Origin of the sequence: Paenibacillus sp. 79R4, from assembly GCF_013393165.1 — a bacterium.
In the GTDB taxonomy this organism is placed as follows: Bacteria; Bacillota; Bacilli; order Paenibacillales; family Paenibacillaceae; genus Fontibacillus.
Genome location: NZ_QJOT01000001.1, coordinates 365,129 through 387,441 on the forward strand (window position 1 = coordinate 365,129; position 22,313 = coordinate 387,441).

Sequence of the window (22,313 nt, forward strand, 5' to 3'; positions counted from 1 at the left end):
ATGTGCAGAATCAATTAAAACGTGAATATTACACATTTACACTTTTCTTAGTTAGTTTACTAGACAAACTAAGTCGAACATGATACGATCTAGGTGTAAAGGCAATCATACCTTTCGCAGATAGGGTGTAAATGCTTTCAAAAAACTCTAATTTAGGGAGGATTTTAGCGTGAGTTATTTTAAGAATATTAGCAAAATTCAGTATGAAGGCGCAGGTTCCGACAACCCGTTGGCATTCAAACACTATAACGAAAATGAAGTTGTGCTCGGCAAAACTATGAAAGAACATCTTCGTTTTGCAGTAGCTTACTGGCATACATTGACGATGAACGGCAGCGATCCATTTGGTCAAGCAAACATGGTTCGCCCATGGGAGACTGTATCCGGTCTTGATCTGGCGAAAGCTCGCGTTGAAGTGAACTTCGAATTCATCGAGAAATTGGGCGCTCCTTACTTCTGTTTCCATGATGTTGACGTGGCTCCTGAAGGCGCAACACTGAAAGAGTCTAACGAGAATCTTGATGTAATTGTCGCTAAAATTAAAGAAGGCATGAATTCCACAGGCGTTAAGCTGCTTTGGAACACAGCTAATATGTTCTCCAATCCGCGTTATGTTCATGGTGCTGCTACTACTAACAATGCAGACGTATTTGCTTATGCAGCAGCGCAAGTGAAGAAGGGTCTGGAAACTGCGCTTGAGCTGGGCGCTGAGAACTATGTATTCTGGGGCGGCCGCGAAGGTTATGAGTCCTTGCTCAATACGGATATGGGCTTCGAGCTGGATAACCTGGCAAGATTCTTCCATATGGCTGTTGATTATGCGAAGGAAATCGGATTTACTGGTCAATTCCTGATTGAGCCTAAGCCGAAAGAGCCAACCAAACACCAATATGACTTCGATGCAGCAACGACGATTTCTTTCTTGCAAAAATACGGCTTGGACAAACATTTCAAACTAAACCTTGAAGCGAACCATGCTACCTTGGCAGGTCATACATTTGAGCATGAGCTGCGCGTAGCTCGCATCAACAATATGCTTGGTTCGATCGATGCGAACCAAGGCGACATGCTGCTCGGCTGGGATACTGACGAATTCCCTACAGATTTGTATGCTGTAACGCTTGCGATGTATGAAATCTTGGAAAATGGCGGTATTGGCTCCGGCGGCGTGAACTTCGACGCGAAGGTAAGGCGTACTTCCTTCGAACCTGAAGATTTGTTCTATGCGCATATCGCTGGTATGGATACCTTTGCTAAAGGCTTGAAAGTCGCCGGCAAAATGATCGACGACAAATTCTTCGAGAACCTGCTGGCTGATCGTTATGCAAGCTTCAAGACAGGCGTCGGTGCCGATATTGTATCCGGCAAAGCAAACTTCAAGACCTTGGAAGCCTATGCTCTTGAGCACAGCCACATCGTGAACAAATCGAATCATCTGGAGCTGTTGAAGGCTCGTCTGAACGAATATATTTTCGGAACCAAATAATAGCCGCCGGCATTGAACAAGTATGATCAGGCCGGTGATATAGATGATGCAATAGCACAACACAAAAAGGGACGCTGGGTCGTCCCTTTTTGTAGGTTTGCTTTTAATCACGAAGTGAATCAAGAAGTAACGGTATTTAATTCTGAATTGAGCCAGGCCTAAACAGATGCTTGCGAAGTCATGTCTCTTGCGGAAACATCTCAGGGCTCACGTACCCAAAACGTACGCTACGCTCCTCAGACCCTGGCTTCATTCAACTGAAGTAAAGCTTCGGTGCTAAACACCGACCTTGTTAATAGTAAGAACCCTAGATGAATTGAAGGGAGACATACGAGATGAAGTACGTAATCGGTATCGATCTTGGCACGAGCTCCGTGAAGACCTTGCTGGTGGATCAGCAGGGGGAGATCCGAGGCGAAGCAACCGCCTCTTATCCGCTTATTCACGAACGTCCTGGCTACAGCGAGCAAAATCCGGAAGAATGGGTGAACGGAACGGTCTCCGGTTTGCAGCAATTGCTGCAGGAATCCGGCATATCTCCGGAGGACATTGAAGGGGTATCCTTCTCCGGGCAAATGCACGGCCTTGTGCTGCTTGATGAACAGAACAACGTGCTGCGCAACGCGATTTTATGGAATGATACGCGCACGACGAAGGAATGCCGCGAGATTGAGCAGAAGCTTGGTGACGGATTGTTAAAGATTACCCGCAATGCGGCACTGGAAGGCTTTACCCTTCCGAAGGTGCTGTGGGTGCAGAAGCATGAGCCAGAACTGTTCGCAAAGGCAGCCCGCTTTGTGCTGCCGAAGGATTATTTGCGCTACCGCATGACGGGGAGTGTACAGATGGAAATCTCCGATGCAGCAGGTACGTTGATGCTTAACGTTCCGGAAGGCAAATGGTCTGAAGAAATTATTCAGGCCTTCCATTTGCCGGAAGGATTCTGTCCGCCGATTGTCGGCAGCTCGGAGGATACAGGTACGATTCTGCCTGAGTTCGCCAAGCTGAGCGGTTTGTCCGAGAAGACGCGTGTATTTGGCGGTGGAGCCGATAACGCTTGCGGAGCTGTTGGCGCGGGGATCGTTCGTGAGGGCGATGCGATGTGCAGCATTGGTACCTCCGGCGTTGTACTGACTTATGAAGAAGACAAGAACAAGGATTTCGCAGGGAAAGTGCATTTCTTTAATCATGCGCATCCGGGCGCTTTCTATGCCATGGGCGTTACGTTGGCCGCAGGTTACTCCTTAAGCTGGTTTAAGGATTCACTTGCTTCAGAGCTTAGCTTTGACGAGATGCTGAAGCCGGTTGCTGATCTGCCGCCGGGTGCGGACGGTTTGTTGTTCACACCTTACCTGGTTGGTGAGCGCACGCCGCACGCCGACAGCGCGATTCGGGCCAGCTTCATCGGTCTGTCCGGTACGCATCGCCGCGAGCATATGGCCCGTGCTGTGATGGAAGGCATCACATTCTCGCTGGCTGAATCGCTTGAGCTCTTCCGTCAGGCGGGAATCAGTACCAGACGGATCATTTCCATCGGCGGTGGAGCGAAAAATCCGGTATGGCTGCAAATGCAGGCGGATATCTTCAATACACCGGTCGTCTCGCTCAAGAACGAGCAAGGTCCGGCTATGGGCGCTGCGATGATGGCGGCTGTAGGCAGCGGCTGGTTCGACAGCCTTAAGGAATGCGCCGATCAGTTTAGCGGATATGGCAAAATATATGAACCGATTCCTGCCAATGTGGACACTTACGCCCGCCTCTTCAAGCTGTATCAGCAAGTTTACTCAGCGACCCGCGAACTGAATCAAGGTTTGCAGGAATTCCGCGGTTAATCGAATATATATTATATACCAGTGCAGCGCCCGCACTTCAGTAGATCCTGAAGGCGGGCGCTTGTTCTATGTATAGGATAACGGTTATGATAATTCTGCCGGCTTTAACCGGATCGTGGCGTATAGATCGAAGGAGGACATTGATGATTCATGAAGATTTACCGCAAATATTTCAAAGATAAATTGTTTCTGAAGATCATATTTCTCTTTTCGACGATTACGATCGTAACTATTATCATCTTCTCATATCTGATGTTCCGCTCCATGGCGGACGCTGCGGTAGAGCGGCAGCTCGGCATTCAGCGCAGCGCAGTGCAGAACATCAATAAATATATCAACAATAAATATGAATCTGTGCAGAACATGATGCGTGATACCTATAGGGACGCTGATTTGGCTTTCAACACCGCTTATTTCCTGGAGCATCCGTACAAAGAGTACATCGAATACAGGCTGAATCGCAATAATAGCAGTTCCACCAGCGATACCGTGCAAATATTCAGAAATCGGTTCGAGGATGATCCGGATATCGCGACCCTGATGTTATATAGCGCTTCCTTGCAGCAGTTGTATGTGTATAACAAAGCGAATTTTAAAATCATCGGCACCAATGCGGCGAAATCCCTCGTTCCCGATGCGATGTATACCGGAGAGAATTCGAAGGTTTCTACACCTAATGTGTGGGTAAGAAAGACGATTGAAATGCCGGAGTCACCGATGTTTTCCGTGCGCATACCGATTAACAATAATATTACACTGCGCAATATCGGCCAATTAGAGGTCTATTTCAACTCGGAAAAAATATGGAACAGCATTGAGAATTACAGGGAGGAAATCAAGGGGCGCATCGTTGTATTGTCCGGTAGCGGTGATGTCATTTTCGATACGGATGGCAGCTACTATGGGAATAGATATCCACATGTGGAGCAGATCAACATAGTCTACGACAATGATGTAACGGAGCAAGGGGATTCGATTATCAAGCTGACGGACACTCAGGGAGGTTATACCGTACTCAGTCTGATCCCTAAAAATGAGCTCGCCGCCACCTATCGTGGAGTTCGCAATACAATTATTCTGGTCAGTTCGGTCTGCATCCTGTTCGCGATCCTGATATCCACGTTGTTTATTATGAATTTCGCCAGACGGACCCACAGTATTATTCAATTTACGCGCAAGGTGAAGAACGGAGACCTGGATGCGAGAATTGAGGAGACGAAGGACGATGAGATCGGACAGATTGCCAAGAGCTTCAACGAGATGCTGGTGGATCTGAACTTGTATATTGACCGGGTCTATAAAGCGGAGATTAAGCAGAAGCATACGGAGATTGCTGCGCTTGAAGCAAGGGTGAATCCTCATTTTCTCTATAATACGCTCGAAGTCATTCGCATGCGCGCGGTCTCCCAGGGGGCGGCGGATGTAGGGGAGATGATCTACAGCCTGTCCATGCTGTTCAAGAACTATGTTCAGCAGAAGCCTCGCTACACCCTGAAGGATGAGCTTGAGGCCTGCCGCATGTACCTGGAGCTGTTCCGAATTCGCTATAAGGATAAATTCTCCTACGAGATTATTTGCGATAAACAGCTGATGAGCAGAACTTTGCTGAAAATGTCTTTACAGCCGATTATCGAAAATTATATCCTGCATGGGATGCGGACGGATGGAACCGATAATAAGCTTATGATTCAGGTTGCGAAAATAGAGGAATATCTGTGTGTTGAGATCAAGGATAACGGGCAGGGTATCCCTCCGGATCGCTTGGGACAAATTAAAGATGCCCTCGTGAATCCGGATGAGTATTCAGGCTCGTTTGGGCTGCGCAGCATACATGAACGGTTAAAATTGTTGTACGGAGCTCCGTACGGTGTAGATATCAAGAGTGATCTGGGAAGAGGAACGGTGGTCACCGTATTGTTCCCTGATCTGGGGGAGGATGGAACAGACGATGTACAAGGTGTTCATAGTCGATGATGAACCATTTATTATTGAAGGTCTATACGATATTGTAGATTGGGCGGAGCTCGATATGGAGATTGTCGGACAGGCCGGGAATGGACTTGAGGCGCTGGAAGCGCTGAAGCATATCCCTGCCGATATACTTGTCACTGACATTTCTATGCCCAAGATGAATGGGCTTGATCTCATCCGTCAGGCTCGCGAATTGCATCCAGAGCTTAAAGTGATTGTCCTGAGTGGTTTTAACGAGTTTGATTATTTAAAGGAAGGCATGATGCTTGGCATCGAGAATTATTTGCTGAAGCCAATCAACCTGGAGGAGTTCAAAGCTACACTGAACACCGTCGCTGAGAAATTGAATGCCTCCAAAAGTCCTTTCGTCGATCTTAATGAACAGAGTATCCTCATCCTGAAGGACAATATTATGTACCGCTGGGTAAGGAATCAAATCAAGCCTCCGGAATTCCAGGAACGCGCTGACCTGTTGGGAATTCGCTTGGACAAGCGTTACGTCCTGGTATCGCTGTTGCGGAGCAAGGAATTGAGCCAGTCGTTGTTTGAGGCCGTGCTCCATCAATTGTGGGGGAAAGAGGGAGTGATCCCGTTTCGTGATGTAGAGGGGAATATTGTACTAGTGTACAACTTCGATGAACTGGAGCAAGGCCTGGAGGAGATCGAACTAACGAATCATCAATTGATGAGTGTTCTGTTGTCTTACCGACCGCTCAGGATGTCGATTGGCAGTGCCCAGGAAATGGAGGCAGAGCCCTTCCTGAGCTATACACATGCCAAGAAAGCACAGGAATACTTTATGATCTATCCGGAGCGGAATATTTTGCATTATGATCAGTTGAAGGGTCATCAGGATCATGCCGAACGCAGTATTCCAATGAATTGGAACGAATATTCCAAATTGATTATGGCGAAGGATAAGGCCGGGCTAATCGCCCGCATAGATGAAGATTTCGGAGTGCTGCGGCAGATGCAAGGTATATCGCCCGAAATTCTTCAGGAATTGGCTATGGAATGGATTATCCGCTTCAAGATGCAACTGGAGGAGATCAGGCATGACGAGGAACCCGATCTTTACAAGGATCAGTTCGCGAGAATCCGTACAACCGCCTCCATTGAGGAGCTGGTACAAATCATGCATGAGGTTGCCGGGATTACGGTTGAATCATTAACCAATGATATGAAGAGTCCGGTCGTTCAGCAGGTGCTCCATTATATCGATCAGTCCTACAACGAGGACATTTCGCTGAAGACACTTGGGGCCCTGTACAATATCCATCCGGTCTATCTTGGTCAACTGTTCCATAAGGAAGTAAATCAGTCCTTTACCGACTATATTAATTGGTACCGGATTGAGAAGGCCAAGGAATTGCTGAAGCATAGCCCCATGAAGGTACAAGAAATTGCCCGGGGGGTTGGCTACTGGGAAACCGGATATTTCTACAAACAATTTCGCAAATACGTCGGCATTTCACCGACAGAATATAAAGGGCTTAGCTAGCGAATATCGCCTGCAGGCCTTTTTCTTTATTTTGTACATGGATTTATTTATTTTCACTTCTATTTGAAAATGCTTTCATAATTTAAAGTTAAGGTAGTCCTTGAATACAGAACAGATAAATAGTCAAGGTTAATTAAAAAGGAGGGTATTCAACAATGAGTTCCAAAAGAAAAAAATTCTCTCTAATGTTGGCCTCGCTGATGGCACTTACACTGCTCGTTAGTGCCTGCGGTGGCAAGAATGCGGCAAACAATGGCGCGTCTGGGGACGGCAAAGGTGAAAAACCTGTCGAATTACTCTGGTACACGATCGGTACGCCGCAAAAAGATACAGATAAAGTTATGGAAGAAGTCAGCAAATATACGAAAGAGAAGATCAATGTCACTGTCAAAATGAAACAGATCGACTTCGGTGACTATACGCAAAAAATGCAGGTTATGGCTGCATCCGGCGAACCGATGGACATCATGTTTACCAGCTCGTGGGCATTTGATTATGTACAAAACGCACGTAAAGGCGCGTTTATGGAGCTTGATGATCTGTTGAAGACTCATGGTCAAGACATTGTGAAGACACTTGATCCTGCATTCCTGGAAGGTTCCAAGGTAGACGGACATAACTACGGAATTCCAGCTAATAAAGAACTGCCAGCGCAGGAAGTATGGCGTTTTAATAAAGAATTTTTGGACAAGTACAAATTGGACATGTCCAGTGTACGCTCCTTGGAAAGTCTTGAGCCATTGTTGAAGACGATCAAGGAGAACGAATCCAACATTACTCCTTTTGCAATGGACAAGACCTATATGCCTTTGATTCCATATGACTACATCATTGAAAAATTGCCGATGGCAGTTGCAATGGACACGAAGGACTATAAAGTCGTTAACATTCTGGAAAGTCCTGAATTGAAAGATACTTTGAAAACGATGCACAAGTTCTATCAAGCAGGTTATATTTCTCCAGAAGCAGCGACAACAACATCTACAGATGATCTGATGAAATCCGGTAAATGGTTTATGGACCGTGCCAGCACACAGCCTTTTGCTGATAACCTCTGGTCCGCAAGTTACGGATACCCTGTAGTATCTACACCAGCTGGCGATCCTTACATCTATAACTGGTCGGTAATGGGCTCCATGCAAGCGATCTCGGCTAACTCGAAATACCCTGAGAAAGCCATGGAATTCCTGAACCTTCTGAATACAGATCCAGTGCTTCGCAATATGGTTGACTCCGGTCTTGAAGGGGTTCATTACGAAAAAGTTGGCGACAACGTTATGAAGAACCTGGATGCATCCAAGAACTACGACATGCCTACTTTCTCCCTTGGCAACATCATGATCACTTACTTGAACGAGGGTGACCCTGCTGACAAGTGGGAACAATTCAAGAAGTTTAATGACACGGGTATCAAAGCTCCATTGCTTGGATTCAACTTTGATACTTCGAAGGTAACTACTGAGCTGGCTGCAGTTCAAAACGTGAAGGAAGAATACTGGGCTGCATTGATGACAGGTACAGTGGATCCGGATCAATACCTTCCTAAAGCGATTGAGAAGTTCAAAGCCGCTGGTCTTGATAAGATCATCGCTGAAGCTCAGAAGCAAATCGATGAGTGGAAAGCAAGCGCTGGTAAGTAATAGCTTGAATAAGAGGTTGAACCTCTAAAGGAGAAGATCGGGCGGGTGATTTGCCTATGCCCGATCTTTTTTTGATTCAAACGTACGGCCGTTTTTAAATAGTTGTCTAGGGCCGACTGTCTATCAACAGGTATTTTATTTCATTACATTCAGGAGGGATAAAACGTGAAAAGGGTCGGCGAATTTTTCCAGAATATCGTCAAGAATAGAATGATGCTGCTCATGGTGCTCCCCGCGGCGCTCTGGTTCCTTTTCTTCTCATACCTGCCGATGTTCGGTACGGTAATTGCATTTAAGGAATATCGCTTTGATCGGGACGGCTTCTGGGCCAGTATCGTTAACAGCAAGTGGGTTGGATGGCAGAACTTCAAGTTCCTGTTCAGTACGAATGATGCGTTAATCATCACAAGGAACACGCTGCTGTACAACATTGTATTTATCTTTTTAGGCTTAATTTTCTCTGTAGCGTTGGCTGTTATTTTGTCGGAAATTACGAATAAACGGCTATCAAAAGTATATCAAACCGGCATGTTCCTCCCATACTTTCTGTCATGGGTCATCGTCGGTTATTTCACATTCAGTTTTCTTAGCTCGGACCGCGGTTTGCTGAACGGGTTGTTCAATTCGTTAGGAATTCCTCCAGTTCAGTGGTATTCGGAATCAAAGTATTGGCCGTTAATTTTGGTGTTGGTATACCTATGGAAAGCGGTAGGTTATAACAGCGTTGTATATTTGGCATCGATTATGGGGATCGACAGATCTCTCTATGAAGCAGCAATGATCGACGGAGCCAGCAAAATGCAACAAATTCGCGCGATCACATTGCCTCTGCTGAAACCGATCATTACCATTATGACTTTGCTGGCGATCGGGAAAATATTCTATGCAGACTTTGGTCTGTTCTATCAAGTACCAAGAGACTCCGGTACATTGTACGGGGTAACGAACGTTATTGACACTTATGTATATCGTGGACTGAAAACAACAGGTGAAATTGGCATGAGTGCTGCGGCAGGCTTGTATCAATCCGTCGTAGGTTTCATTCTCGTCATGACATCGAACTATATCGTACGCAAATACGACAAGGATAACGCCTTGTTCTAAATATATTGCAAGGGAGTGAGCATAGTGTCTCAACGAAAGAAAGAACGCGATTTTCACAATCTATCCACACCGATGAATATAACCTTTAACCTGATTGCCGGGATTTTTGCTATCCTTTGCGTCTTCCCTTTTCTGTTCGTGGTTATCATCTCCTTGACGGATGAAGGAACACTGGCCCAAAATGGCTACCGATTAATTCCGGAGAAATGGAGCCTGGGGGCTTACCGCTACATGTTCGATATGGGCGATACTTTGCTTCGTTCATACGGGGTAACGATCTTCGTCACCGTGGTGGGTACAGTCATAGCTTTATTGTTCATGGCATTTTATGCTTATGCAATCTCCAGAAAGAGCTTCCGTTACCGCAATTTCTTCTCCTTCTTTGCATTCTTTACGATGCTGTTCAACGGCGGTCTTGTACCGACCTACATTATCGTAACGCAGCTGATGGGACTTAAGGATACGGTCTGGGCGCTGATTCTGCCGCTCGCCGTGAACGCCTTTTACATTATGATTCTGCGGACGTTCTATGCGACAAGCGTGCCGGATGCAATTATCGAATCGGGTAAAATTGATGGCGCGGGCGAGTTCCGTATCTTTATCAAGCTCGTTCTCCCATTGTCTTTGCCAGGTCTTGCGACCATCGGTTTGTTCAGTACCCTCGGTTACTGGAATGACTGGTTCAACGCACTTCTCTACATCGACAATCCGAATCTGGTGCCATTGCAGTCGATGTTGATGCGGATTGAGACAAGCATGCAGTTCATTATGCAAAATGCTCAGAACAGCTCGCTCAGTCTCGAAGCTATGAGATCGCTGCCTCAGGATACTTCACGGATGGCGATGGTCGTTCTGGCCACGCTGCCGATTATTTTCGCGTATCCGTTCTTCCAACGTTATTTCATCCAAGGTCTTACAGTAGGGGCCGTTAAAGAATAAGCTAACCTCTTCATAAAATGTGAGTTCAAAAAGGCGGTGTTCAGCACAGCAGGCCTTTTGAACACCTCTGGAAGGAGAGTGCGGAGATAGTGATCTATAAGGATCGTAGCTATTCTGACTCAGAACGGGCGCAGCATTTGCTGAGTCTGATGACACTTGAAGAGAAGATCGGGCAGTTGGTTCAACCTTTCGGCTGGCAGGTCTATGAACATAAGGACGGTAGAATCGAGCTGACTGAAGCCTTCAAGAAGCAGGTTGCAAACGGTGGAATAGGCTCCCTGTACGGCGTGCTCCGCGCTGACCCGTGGACCGGTGTTACGCTGGAGAGCGGGTTATCGCCAGAAGCCGGCGCAGCCGCGGTTAATGAAATTCAGCGTTATGCTATTGAACATTCCCGCTTAGGGATTCCGATCCTGATTGGCGAGGAATGCTCACATGGCCATATGGCGATAGGAGCTACCGTATTTCCTGTGCCGCTCACCCTGGGCAGCACCTGGAATGTGGAGCTTTATCGCGAGATGTGCCGCGCTGTGGCTCGCGAGACGCGCAGCCAGGGCGGGGCAGCGACTTATTCGCCCGTGCTGGATGTAGTTCGTGATCCGCGCTGGGGGCGGACGGAGGAATGCTTCGGCGAGGATGCCTATCTCATCAGCGAGCTTGCGGTGGCCTCGGTGGAAGGGCTGCAAGGCCAGTCGCTGGATCAGGAGGATAGCGTAGCTGCAACCTTGAAGCATTTCGTCGGCTATGGCAGCTCGGAAGGCGGCAGAAACGCAGGGCCGGTGCATATGGGCAAGCGTGAACTGCTGGAGGTGGATCTGCTTCCGTTCAAGAAAGCGGTGAAGGCGGGCGCAGCCTCAATCATGCCGGCTTACAATGAAATTGACGGTATTCCTTGTACAACAAATCATGAGCTATTGCAGGATATCCTCCGCACAGAGTGGGGTTTTGAAGGCATGGTTATTACCGACTGCGGCGCGATCGATATGGTGGCCGCAGGTCATGATACCGCAGAGAACGGAATGGATGCGGCGGTTCAGGCTATTCGCGCCGGTATTGATATGGAGATGTCCGGTGAAATGTTCGGTCATCATCTGCTTGAAGCCGTGCGCCAGGGCAAGCTGGACGAAGCGATTGTCGACGCTGCGGTTCGCCGGGTGCTTGATTTGAAGTTCAAGCTCGGTTTATTCGATGCGCCATATGCGGATCCTGAGCGCGCGGCTCGAGTCATAGGGTGTGAGGAGCATGTGAACCTCGCCCGAAGGCTTGCTGAAGAGGGAATCATTCTGCTGAAGAATGAAGCCCAGGTGCTTCCGCTGTCGAAAAAGTCCGGCCGGATCGCCGTAATCGGCCCCAATGCCGATATGGGCTATAACCAGCTTGGAGACTACACTTCTCCTCAACCGGCAACGAATGTAACAACCGTGCTGGGCGGAATCCGCAGCAAGCTCTCGGCTGAGCCAGAGCGCGTGCTTTATGCTCCGGGCTGCCGGATTAAGGATGAATCGAGAGAGGGCTTTGACAATGCGCTTGAAATGGCCGGCCAAGCCGATACGGTTGTTATGGTTGTTGGCGGTTCCAGTGCACGCGACTTTGGCGAGGGCACGATCGATCTGAAGACAGGAGCCTCCAAGGTGACGGAACACTCCTGGAGCGATATGGATTGCGGTGAAGGGATCGACCGTATGTCTCTCGAATTATCAGGTGTACAGCTTGAACTGATTCAAGAAGTATATAAGCTTGGCAAGCCTGTCATCGTTGTCTATATTAACGGTCGTCCGATTGCAGAGCCGTGGATTGAAGACCATGCGCATGCGATTCTGGAGGCCTGGTACCCGGGTCAAGAAGGAGGACATGCCATAGCTGATATTCTGTTTGGGGATGTGAACCCTTCGGGACGGTTAACCATTTCCGTGCCGAAGCATGTCGGACAGCTACCGGTTTATTATCATGGCAAACGTTCCAGAGGCAAGCGTTATCTGGAGGACGATTCGCAGCCACGTTATCCGTTTGGTTACGGGCTTAGCTATACGGAGTTCAGCTACAGCAATCTTACGGTGGAACCCCGGACAATCCCTGCGGATGGAGAAGCGACGGTTCGTGTGGAGGTTGCTAATGTCGGCGACCGTGAAGGTGCAGAAGTTGTCCAAATGTATATTTCTGATGTGGTTAGCGCTGTTACAAGACCGGCCAGGGAGCTGAAGGGCTTCCGTAAGATCAAGCTGGCGCCGGGTGAGAGCAGAACAGTCGAGTTTACAGTTGGTGCCGAACAATTGCAATATATCGGACAAGACTATAAGCTGATAGTTGAACCGGGGCAATTCCGTATTCTGGTCGGCAGGCATGTCAATGACACGCTAAGCGCTGACTTATGGGTACGGGAGGATGAAGCGGATACGGATTAATTAACTAATACCATTTATTTTAGACTATAGGAGCGTGACGACATGGAGCAATTCAGACTCCCGAAAATACCGATGCCTAAGCTGGAGCTCCCGGCGGCAATCAAGGATGTATTAGCCGAAGCAGAGGTGAAGCTGGCTCACCGTCCGAAGCTGTTGCAATTGTTCAAAAACTGCTTCCCGAATACGCTGGAGACGACGACCAAGCTGATGGAGGACGGAACGACCTTTGTTATTACCGGTGACATTCCGGCTTCCTGGCTGCGCGACTCGGTTGAGCAGGTCATTCAGTACGTCCCCTTTGCCAAGCAGGATGAAGATCTGCAGCGTATCATCAGCGGGTTAATCAAACGCCATATTCAATATATTCATATTGATCCGTATGCGAATGCTTTCAATGAATCCGCAAATGATTGGCATTGGAATACGACGGATGAGACCGATATGTCCCCATGGGTATGGGAGCGCAAATTCGAGATCGATTCTCTGTGCTTTGTTGTACGCTTGGCTTATACGTATTGGAAAGAGACGGAGCAGACGGACATCTTTGATGCCGGCTTCAAAGCAGCGATGAGAAAGATCGTAGAAGTCTTCAAGACGGAACAGCATCATTTTGAGAATTCGCCTTATCGCTTTACCCGTAACAATGGAATCCCGGAAGATTCGCTGCGCAACAAGGGGCTTGGCATGCCGGTCAACTATACGGGAATGATCTGGTCCGGCTTCCGTTCGAGCGACGATGCTTGTGACTTCCATTACAACATTCCAGGCAATATGTTTGCAGTTGTAGCCCTGCGGCAGATGCAGGAGTTTGCCGAGTGGGTATTCCGCGATATGGACTTCCTGGCTGAGCTGAAAGAGCTGGAGTTCGAGGTAGACTACGGCATTAAGCTGTACGGGATTTATCGTCATCCGGAGTTTGGCCCGATCTATGCCTATGAGACGGATGGCTTTGGCAACTACTGCCTGATGGATGATGCGGGTACACCAGGCCTGATCTCCATTCCGTATCTCGGATACGTAACGGCTGATGACCCGATCTATCAGAATACGAGACGTTTTGCACTGAGCAAAGAGAATCCGTTCTATTTTGAAGGAAAAGCAGCTAAAGGCATCGGCAGCCCGCATACCCCGGAGAATTACGTATGGCATATGGCGTTGTCCATGCAGGGAATCACGGCGCAGACGAAGGAAGAGAAGCTCGCAATGATCGCGATGCTGGAGAGCACTGATGCGGATACCGGATTTATGCACGAAGGTTTCCATGTCGATGATCCAACGATCTTTACACGGAAGTGGTTCGCTTGGTCGAACAGCCTCTTCTCTCAGCTCGTATATCGGGCCATGAAGGAAGGCATCCTGTAAACCGGAGATAAACGCAGCAACGGCTTAAAAAGCCGCAAGCAGCTGGATGAACCGCGACGCGATGTCGTGATTCTTCAATTGCAAATTAGGCTTTCGTCACTTACAATTCGGAGTGCGAAAGTGCTCTTGAGTATGATTTATCATTACTTAATACTTATCGTTAACTGAAAAGGAGAATTAAAATGAGCAGAATTATTGGCGAAAAACTGACGAACATCCCTTGGCAGGACAAGCCTGCTGGCAGCAACTCTCCAGTATGGCGCTATTCGGCCAATCCGATCATTCCGCGGAATGCGATTCCGAACTCCAACAGTGTGTTCAACTCGGCTGTAGTGCCTTTTGAAGATGGCTTCGCCGGTGTATTCCGTTGTGACTCCAGATCCGTCAGTATGGATATTTTCGCCGGCTTCAGTAAAGATGGCGTGAATTGGGAGATCAATCATGAACCGATTCAATTTGAAGGTGATGAAGAAGTAACCAAGCGTGAGTATCGCTATGATCCACGGGTCTGCAAGATTGATGACCGTTATTATATCACCTGGTGTAATGGATATCATGGTCCTACGATCGGCATTGCTTATACGACCGATTTTAAAACCTTCCATCAATTAGAGAATGCTTTCTTGCCATATAACCGCAACGGCGTATTGTTCCCGCGCAAAATTGGCGATTATTACGCTATGGTCAGCCGCCCGAGCGATACCGGACATACTCCATTCGGAGATATTTTCTACAGTGTAAGTCCTGACCTTACTTTCTGGGGCAAACACCGTTATGTAATGGGTACAGTAAACGGGGATGCCTCTGCTTGGCAATCCAAGAAAATTGGCCCAGGACCCGTTCCGATTGAGACCGATAAAGGCTGGCTCTTGATCTACCACGGCGTTATCAATACGGCGAACGGCTTCGTATACCGCGTGGGCTGTGCGTTGCTGGATATTAACGAGCCTTGGAAAGTACTGGCGCGTTCCCGCAACTATATTCTCGGGCCTGAGGAATTGTATGAGTGCGTAGGCGATGTTCCGAACGTAACCTTCCCTTGTGCAGCCTTGACCGATGCAGAAACCGGCCGGATCGCCATCTACTATGGCTGTGCGGACACAGTAACCGGACTTGCCTTCACAACAGTGGATGAGCTGCTTAGCTATATGGAAGAGTATCCTTTGGAGACTGAAGCTTAATATTTTTATATACAAAAAATAGAACAGGGCTGGCTCTTCGTCATGGAATATGACGGGGCCGGCCCTGTTTTAATTTTATGCTGCAGTTTGCTTTATTTTATGTGCCAGTGCATCGGTTCAACGAACTGTAGAACCTCTTATTTTCCCGCTGCATCCCGCTCGGCGTTAACCAGTTTGAGCTGCTCTAACAGTCCGTCCAGCGCTTCTCGAATAGCGGCAGCATCCTTGGATTCTTCCGCCTTGGCCAGGGCGGCCCAGCCCTTCGAGAAGGCATCCTCCGCTACAGTGGCCTTGTCCTTCGAGACGAATACAGCGACCGAGGCTTGTCCAGGTAATGTTTTGGCTTGCTCCTTGTCGCCTACTTTTATTTCAGACAGGCTTTTTACTTGCTTCGCTTCGATGGTTTTTGTAGCAACGGTATTTTTCCCTAACTGTTCCAGCGCTTGCTTCCAATCCTCCACCGTATCGGGAGCGTATTGCTTGGCCAGCTCCAGCGGATCAGCTATTTTGGCAATGGTGATGTTTTGCGATTTGCCATCCATGCTTAACATCGTGGCCGCCTGTGTTTTCACACTAGGGATTACTGTTTTTGCAGCGTTGTCTGCAGCATGGGTGATTCCCGGGACAGCGGCTGCGGATAACATAACGGCGGAAAGTACGGTTTTTTTAATTACATTTTGCAGGTTCATGAGTGAACACTCCTTTAAAAGTTAGTTGTTGCAAGCATCCGTAGATTTGCGGAAGCCTTGGTTCGGTTTGTCTTGAGCAGTAGGGCCCTCTCTGTATTTCTGCTAATAGCCAAAACCTCCCCATATCACGTCATAGGTCAGTATCGCAGCCCTGGAACAGGCTAAAAATACGAACCAGCATATCAGCATAAAACCGGTCACCAGGCACGCCTTTTTCATAGTTGCCGTTATTTTTCGAGTTGAATTCCGTCTGTTTTTTGGCACCGTTTATTCTCCTATAGCTGAAGTGATATTGCCCCGCTGGGTATCCCATCGGCGCTTGCATGTATTAGTGTAAGAAACGTCTATGTCAGCCGATTGGTGAATTTGTGGAAAAACGATGGCAGGTACGCTGTCGAGCGGAATTCGTTGTTATACTGATATAGGAGAAACTGCTGGAGGACATGAAAATGAATCATCAATATGTGATTGCCGTCGTCGATGACGATTTAAATATTCGAAATTTGGTAGAGGCCTATTTACAGAAGGAGAATTACCGTACCATCGGCTTAAGCAGTGCGGAGGAGGCCTGGGATCTATGGAGAGGCCATCCTCCTGATTTATGGGTACTGGATATTATGCTGCCTGGCATGGACGGATATGAATTTTGCAGACGCATCCGCAACGAAGCGGAAGTGCCTATTATAATGATTTCTGCACGGGATAGCGAAGTCGATAAGATCCTGGGCCTGGAGCTCGGCAGCGACGACTATTTGGTCAAGCCGTTCAGCCCGCGCGAGCTGGTAGCCCGGGTCAAAAGACAGCTCCAGCGCTGGTACAAGTTAAATCAGCTTGAGGAGTCGGCAATCCCATCTCCGCCTGTACAGATTGAGCTTGGCCGGCTGCTGTTGCTGCCGGATGAGCGACGGGCTTTTTGGGACGGGGAAGAAGTGGACCTGACCAGCAAGGAGTTTGCGATGCTGCGGGTGTTTGCCGACAATCCGAACCGCGCTTTTACACGCGATGAATTGCTGGCTTATGTATGGGGGGATGATTACTTCGGCAGCGATCGGGCAGTGGACCATTTGCTCAAACGGGTGCGCAAAAAAATCGGAGACCTTCCCATCGAAGCGATATGGGGACACGGTTACCGGATGAGACATGATGGAGGTGGAAGGGCGTAATGAAACTCGTACATCAGATCAATTTGGCTTTTGGTATTGCGCTGGTGCTGGTATTGTCAGTTGCTGGAATTGTCATTCACTATGTATTGCTGGATCACCTGATCGGAGCGCAAAGGGAAGACTTGAAAGCGATGAGTATTGAAATGACAGCTATACTTAAGGAGGATTATCCCCAGGTCACCGACGTCTCGATGAGAAAATTGCCGACTGAGCTTCCAATGACGGCTCCTTCCCCGGACATTAGCGCTGTTCTGACTGACCAGACGGGCAGTGTGATTGCGGCGTCTCCAATCACCTATACAACCAAGAAAGTGGAGACACTGGCTGCGGTTACAACCAACATGGCTTCCAGCGTTCAGAGCATCCAGGCCGGATCGGATAAGAACTTCATTTCGGTAGAAAAATTAACGCCTCAAGGAAAACTAACGTTGTACACCCCAATTAGCAAGGTCCAGACGATTGAGCAGGCCTTGCTGAAGCGATTGCTTATTATTTTCGGCGCTGCTGGTGTCGCCATGCTGCTACTTAGCATCTTTATCACAAAAAGGCTGATTAACCCGCTGATCCGGCTTCGCAATGAACTGAATAAAGTCAAACAACGTCAATTCACGGATGTGGCCCTCATTAAGGCGGGAGGGGAGATCGGTTCGGTCGCTCAATCGGTGCATGAAATGGCCACCGAGCTGAACCACTTCAATCAAGTCCAGAAGCAGTTCTTTCAAAATGCATCCCATGAATTAAAAACGCCGCTAATGTCTATTTCCGGTTATGCGGAGGGGATTCGCGACGGCGTCTTTGAGGGAGAGAATGTCCGGAAAGGGCTGGACATCATTATGGATGAGAGCGCCCGACTTAAGAAGCTTGTTACCGAGATGACGCTTTTGGCTAAGCTGGATAGCGAAGAGGATGTATTCAGAAGCGAGGAGATCTCGCTGGAGGAACTGTTGACGGAGACCGTAGAGCGCCTGAATCCTCTGCTGGTCAGGCAGGAGCTTGCGCTTCATACGGAATACGGGAGTCTTGGAGCAGTCAAGCTGTGCGCGGACCGCGATAAGCTGCTGCAGGCGATGCTCAATGTGGTCTCCAATGCCGTGCGTTATGCGCAGCATCATATCTATATTCATGCCGAGTTATGCAAGGGGCAGATCATCATCAATGTTAGCGATGACGGACCGGGCATACCGGAGGAATTGCTGCCGTATCTGTTCCATCGCTTTGTCAAAGGCAAGGACGGCGAGTCCGGGCTAGGGCTCGCCATCTCGCGTGCGATTGTGGAGCGCTGCGGGGGATTCATTCAGGCCGGCAATGGCAGCAAAGGCGGGGCGGTCATTTCGCTGAAGTTTCCGGGATTGGTCTAGATTATTCCAGGTATAGGAGCAGGGTTGACTGTTAATTATGAAACAGGAAGCAGCCGACCCTGTTAACTTTTAGCAGCCTATTTTCGTACATAATTATAGTGCCGTCTAACCGTCTGGTGTACAGGCGGTTTTTTGCGATGTAAAGAGATGTATATTGTCAGCGAAAAAATCCCTGTTATAAGATAAAGGTGGATTATTCATCCATCTTTTTAAGGTAAAATGGTTTTTTCCTGCATCCATGTCAAGCAAAACTGTTTCATCAAATCCAAAAGCATATGGAGGGACTATGAAGAAAATCATTTGGAAGGCCATTTCAACCATGCTGGTGTTGGCTATGATTTTGGCACCTGTAGCTCCGTCGGCAACCGTCCATGCCCAGCCTGCTTCCAAGCAAGCTGTGAAGGGTTCGTCCTCGCAGACGAATCTGGCCTTGAACAAGCCGGTCTTCGCCTCGGGAAATGAAGTGGATGCTTTGAAGCCGGAGCTGGCTGTTGATGGGAAGGGGAATACCAGATGGTCATCCCCTTACAAGGATGATCAGTGGTTCTACGTGGACCTCGGTGCGAAGAAGGAGATCGACCGCGTCGTTATCCGTTGGCAGACGCCGGCGGAAAGCTACAAGATTCTCGTATCAGATGATGCCAAGCATTGGAAGAATGCAAGAGCGGACGGCGGCATCATCACAAGCAAGGGCGGCGTAGAGACGGTTGATTTTCCGCTGCTCAAGGCAAGATACGTAAAGTTCCAGGGGGTCAAGCGGGCTCCGGTTGAAGGCACGTTGTATGGATACTCTTTTTATGAATTCGAAGTGTATCAATTGCATGATCTGCGGACCATTGTGGACAGCGTAACAGCTGCGCTTACGGTAGCTGCCGGACAGACGAAGCTTGATTGGTCTGCGGCCCATGTTCCTGAAGATTATGAGGTTGCCTTATATGGCAGCGACCGACTGCCTGTAATTGATCTGGAAGGCAATATTCACGAGCCCTTAGTGGATGCCAAGGTCAATCTGCTCATCCAGGTTACGGATAAGAAAAATCCGGACCGCAAGCTGCTCTCCGAGAATATCCCCCTTATAGTTCCGGGACGGCATAAACAAACAGCGGATCGGAATGCCGAGCCTGACGTGATCCCCTCGCTGCGAGAATGGTACGGCAACAAGGGGGATTATACACTGACGAAGTCATCGCGGATCGTTGTGGATGCGAAGGACCAGGATATTCTGCAGAATGCCGCTGAATTGACGCGCCAGGATCTGCAGGATATTACCGGATTCGATCTTAAGGTTGAGTATGGAGAGCCGAAGAAAGGCGATCTGTACTTATCAATTGATCCTTCCCTGACATGGCTTGGCGATGAGGGGAATTTGTTCCGGGTTGAGGATTACGTCTCCATGACTTCATCTACTGCCCAAGGCGTCTTTTTCGGCACAAGAACGGCCTTGCAGATTATTAAGCAGCATCCGGATCGGACCATCCCGCGCGGCGAGGCAAGGGATTACCCCAAATACGAGCAGCGCGGGCTTATGATCGATGTGGCACGCAAATTCTATACGATGGACTTTCTGAAAAGTTATGTGAAGCTGCTGTCCTGGTACAAGATGAACACGTTCCAGATTCATTTGAACGATAGTGTTGGCACGCCATTCAAAGACGGCACAAGAGCCGCTTTCCGGCTGGAGAGCAGCACTTATCCAGGACTGGCTAGCTCAAACGGCCATTATACGAAGCAGGAATTCAAAGATTTGCAGCTCATGGGGGTGGAGTATGGCGTAAACATTATTCCGGAGATCGATACGCCGGGGCACTCCCGTGTATTTACTACTTATAACCCGGCATTGGGTAATCCGTCGTCAGGGGACGACAACATGCTTGATATCACCAAGCCGGAGACGGTTCAGTTCGTCAAGTCCTTGCTGGATGAATACTTGGACGGTAATGACCCGACCTTCATCGGGCCTGATATCAACATTGGCACGGATGAATATAATGGTGATACCGAGGTTTTCCGCGGGTACATGGATACCCTCATCAAGCATATTAACAGCAAAGGCAAACGCCCTCATTTATGGGGCGGACTGACGCAATATAACGGAATGACGCCGATCAGTACGGATGCCACGATGGATATCTGGCACGAACCTTATGGCGCTCCGCAGCAAGCGGTGGATCTTGGCTATGATGTCATCAATGCCCAGAACACTTATATGTACATCGTTCCGACCTTATACGGGAACTATCTGAATACCCAGTTCCTATATAATGAATGGGAGCCGGTCAAATGGGAGACAACGACGCTGCCACTCGGCCATCCCCACGTCAAAGGCGGCATGTTCTGCTTATGGAATGATGCTTCCGAAGTCAATGGACTGTCGATGGATGATTCACATGATCGTATGCTTCCGGGCATTCAGGTTGTAGCAGAGAAAATGTGGACCGGAACAAGGGATGACAGATCCTTCGAACGGTTCGAGCAGCGGAAGAAGAAGATCGGCGATGCGCCAAATGCCAATCTGTCGCATACGGTTGCCGTCAACAATGATGAGAACAGCGTTATACAATATTTGTTCGAAAAAGGTTTGGAGGATGCCTCCGGCAACCATTATGATGGCAACGGCGTGAATGTTGATATAACACAGGGAAAATATGAAAATGGCGTCCGGCTGAATGGGGGGAAAAGCTATATTGAAACTCCGATCGAAGCGGTTGGCTTTGACTGGACAGCCTCCATGTGGATTAAGCCCGATCCAGGCAACCCGGCCGATGCGGTTCTGATGGAATCCCCCGTAGGAACGCTGAAGCTGAAGCAGGGAAATACAGGCAAGCTGGGCTTTACGAAGGAGCATTATGACAGCACGTTTAACTACTCTGTTCCGGAGGGGAAATGGACGCACCTGACCTTCAAGGGCGACAATAAAGGTGTGACTTTATTTGTTAATATAGACGAGTATGTAGAACGGCTGGAAGAGACCTATCCTAAAATGAATACGCTTGTCCTGCCAACGCTCCGGATCGGCAGCGCAACGAACGCATTTAAGGGTGTATTGGATAATGTCATGATTTACAACAAGGCGATCGATTTGCAGAACAGCGATAATCTGGCCTTGCATCAAAAGGCGGAATCTTCCGCTACCGAATTTCCGTATTACTCGCCGGATATGGCGGTTGACGGGGATGTCTCCCCAACCTCCAGATGGTCCAGCGCTTATGTAGATGATGCCTGGTTTATGGTTGATTTGGGTGATACAAAGGATATCAGCAAGGTCATTATCCGCTGGCAAGCGGCTTATGCCGAGAAATTCAAGCTGCTGGTGTCCACGGACAAGACCCACTGGACCAGCGTATCCGGCGATAAAGACGGCGTGATCCAGTCCAAGGGCAATCTCGATATAATTACCTTTGATGCGAAGCAGGCGCGTTATGTTAAATTCCAGGGCGTGAAGCGGGCAACGGTGTTCGGCAATTCCTTCTTCGAATTCGAGGTATACGGTGCGGATCATATTCAGGAATATAAACAGCTTATTGCGAAAATGGAAGAACTTCTGCAGCAAATCGATAATAACGGCAAGCTGCATAAGCTATTGCTGCAGGTGTTGAATCGTTATCCGTATGACGTGAATCGCGAGCTGCGACCAATCCAAGATCTGATGAATACGGCTCAGACCAAATAAAAAAAAGGGGCAGCC

14 protein-coding genes are annotated in these 22,313 nt (G+C 48.5%); 13 read left to right on the top strand and 1 reads right to left on the bottom strand.

All coding sequences use genetic code 11. The annotated features are described in order from the left end of the window. Positions 1-169 precede the first annotated feature (169 nt). The 10 genes from xylA to DMN77_RS01545 all read left to right on the top strand — a co-directional run bounded on the left by xylA (position 170) and on the right by DMN77_RS01545 (position 15,418). Positions 170-1,486, top strand: coding sequence for a xylose isomerase (gene xylA, locus DMN77_RS01500; protein ID WP_068779408.1), 1,317 nt, complete (start codon positions 170-172; stop codon positions 1,484-1,486). A gap of 335 nt (positions 1,487-1,821) precedes the next feature. Then, entirely contained in the window at positions 1,822-3,318 is a 1,497-nt protein-coding gene (xylB, locus tag DMN77_RS01505) for a xylulokinase (protein WP_179013209.1), read from the top strand. A 150-nt stretch (positions 3,319-3,468) separates the two neighbouring features. Next, on the top strand, positions 3,469-5,292 hold the full coding sequence (locus DMN77_RS01510) for a sensor histidine kinase (RefSeq protein WP_068779410.1): 1,824 nt from the start codon (positions 3,469-3,471) through the stop codon (positions 5,290-5,292). After that, positions 5,267-6,790: a response regulator transcription factor gene (locus tag DMN77_RS01515; RefSeq protein ID WP_068779411.1), complete on the top strand. Its 1,524-nt coding sequence runs from the start codon at positions 5,267-5,269 to the stop codon at positions 6,788-6,790. Before DMN77_RS01510 ends, DMN77_RS01515 begins: the two co-directional genes overlap by 26 nt. Positions 6,791-6,945: 155 nt before the next feature. Beyond that, positions 6,946-8,430 (top strand): ABC transporter substrate-binding protein, encoded by a 1,485-nt coding sequence (locus DMN77_RS01520; protein ID WP_068779412.1) that lies wholly within the window; start codon positions 6,946-6,948, stop codon positions 8,428-8,430. Positions 8,431-8,640: 210 nt separating this feature from the next. Further along, the gene (locus DMN77_RS01525; RefSeq protein WP_179013307.1) at positions 8,641-9,534 is read left to right on the top strand and encodes an ABC transporter permease; all 894 of its coding nucleotides are present in this window, start codon (positions 8,641-8,643) and stop codon (positions 9,532-9,534) included. A 72-nt stretch (positions 9,535-9,606) separates the two neighbouring features. Continuing rightward, complete coding sequence (locus tag DMN77_RS01530) at positions 9,607-10,473, top strand: carbohydrate ABC transporter permease (protein ID WP_179013309.1); 867 nt, start codon at positions 9,607-9,609, stop codon at positions 10,471-10,473. Between the two features lie 86 nt (positions 10,474-10,559). Then, the gene (locus DMN77_RS01535) at positions 10,560-12,875 is read left to right on the top strand and encodes a glycoside hydrolase family 3 N-terminal domain-containing protein (protein ID WP_179013310.1); all 2,316 of its coding nucleotides are present in this window, start codon (positions 10,560-10,562) and stop codon (positions 12,873-12,875) included. Between the two features lie 42 nt (positions 12,876-12,917). Continuing rightward, on the top strand, positions 12,918-14,237 hold the full coding sequence (locus tag DMN77_RS01540) for a glycoside hydrolase family 125 protein (RefSeq protein WP_068779415.1): 1,320 nt from the start codon (positions 12,918-12,920) through the stop codon (positions 14,235-14,237). Between the two features lie 182 nt (positions 14,238-14,419). Continuing rightward, positions 14,420-15,418 (top strand): glycoside hydrolase family 130 protein, encoded by a 999-nt coding sequence (locus DMN77_RS01545; protein ID WP_068779416.1) that lies wholly within the window; start codon positions 14,420-14,422, stop codon positions 15,416-15,418. Positions 15,419-15,555: 137 nt separating this feature from the next. On the opposite strand, the gene DMN77_RS01550 is transcribed toward DMN77_RS01545, so the two are convergent. After that, positions 15,556-16,107, bottom strand: coding sequence for a hypothetical protein (locus tag DMN77_RS01550; protein ID WP_179013211.1), 552 nt, complete (start codon positions 16,105-16,107; stop codon positions 15,556-15,558). Between the two features lie 449 nt (positions 16,108-16,556). Between DMN77_RS01550 and DMN77_RS01555 the strand changes: the two genes are divergently transcribed. From DMN77_RS01555 to DMN77_RS01565, 3 genes are all read left to right on the top strand, one after another. Then, positions 16,557-17,270: a response regulator transcription factor gene (locus DMN77_RS01555; protein WP_068779418.1), complete on the top strand. Its 714-nt coding sequence runs from the start codon at positions 16,557-16,559 to the stop codon at positions 17,268-17,270. Then, positions 17,270-18,628 carry a sensor histidine kinase gene (locus tag DMN77_RS01560; protein ID WP_179013212.1) on the top strand — a complete coding sequence of 453 codons (1,359 nt, stop codon included), beginning with the start codon at positions 17,270-17,272 and terminating at the stop codon, positions 18,626-18,628. The genes DMN77_RS01555 and DMN77_RS01560 overlap by 1 nt, the downstream gene beginning before the upstream one ends. A gap of 286 nt (positions 18,629-18,914) precedes the next feature. After that, positions 18,915-22,298 carry a discoidin domain-containing protein gene (locus DMN77_RS01565; protein WP_256872185.1) on the top strand — a complete coding sequence of 1,128 codons (3,384 nt, stop codon included), beginning with the start codon at positions 18,915-18,917 and terminating at the stop codon, positions 22,296-22,298. Positions 22,299-22,313: the final 15 nt, after the last annotated feature.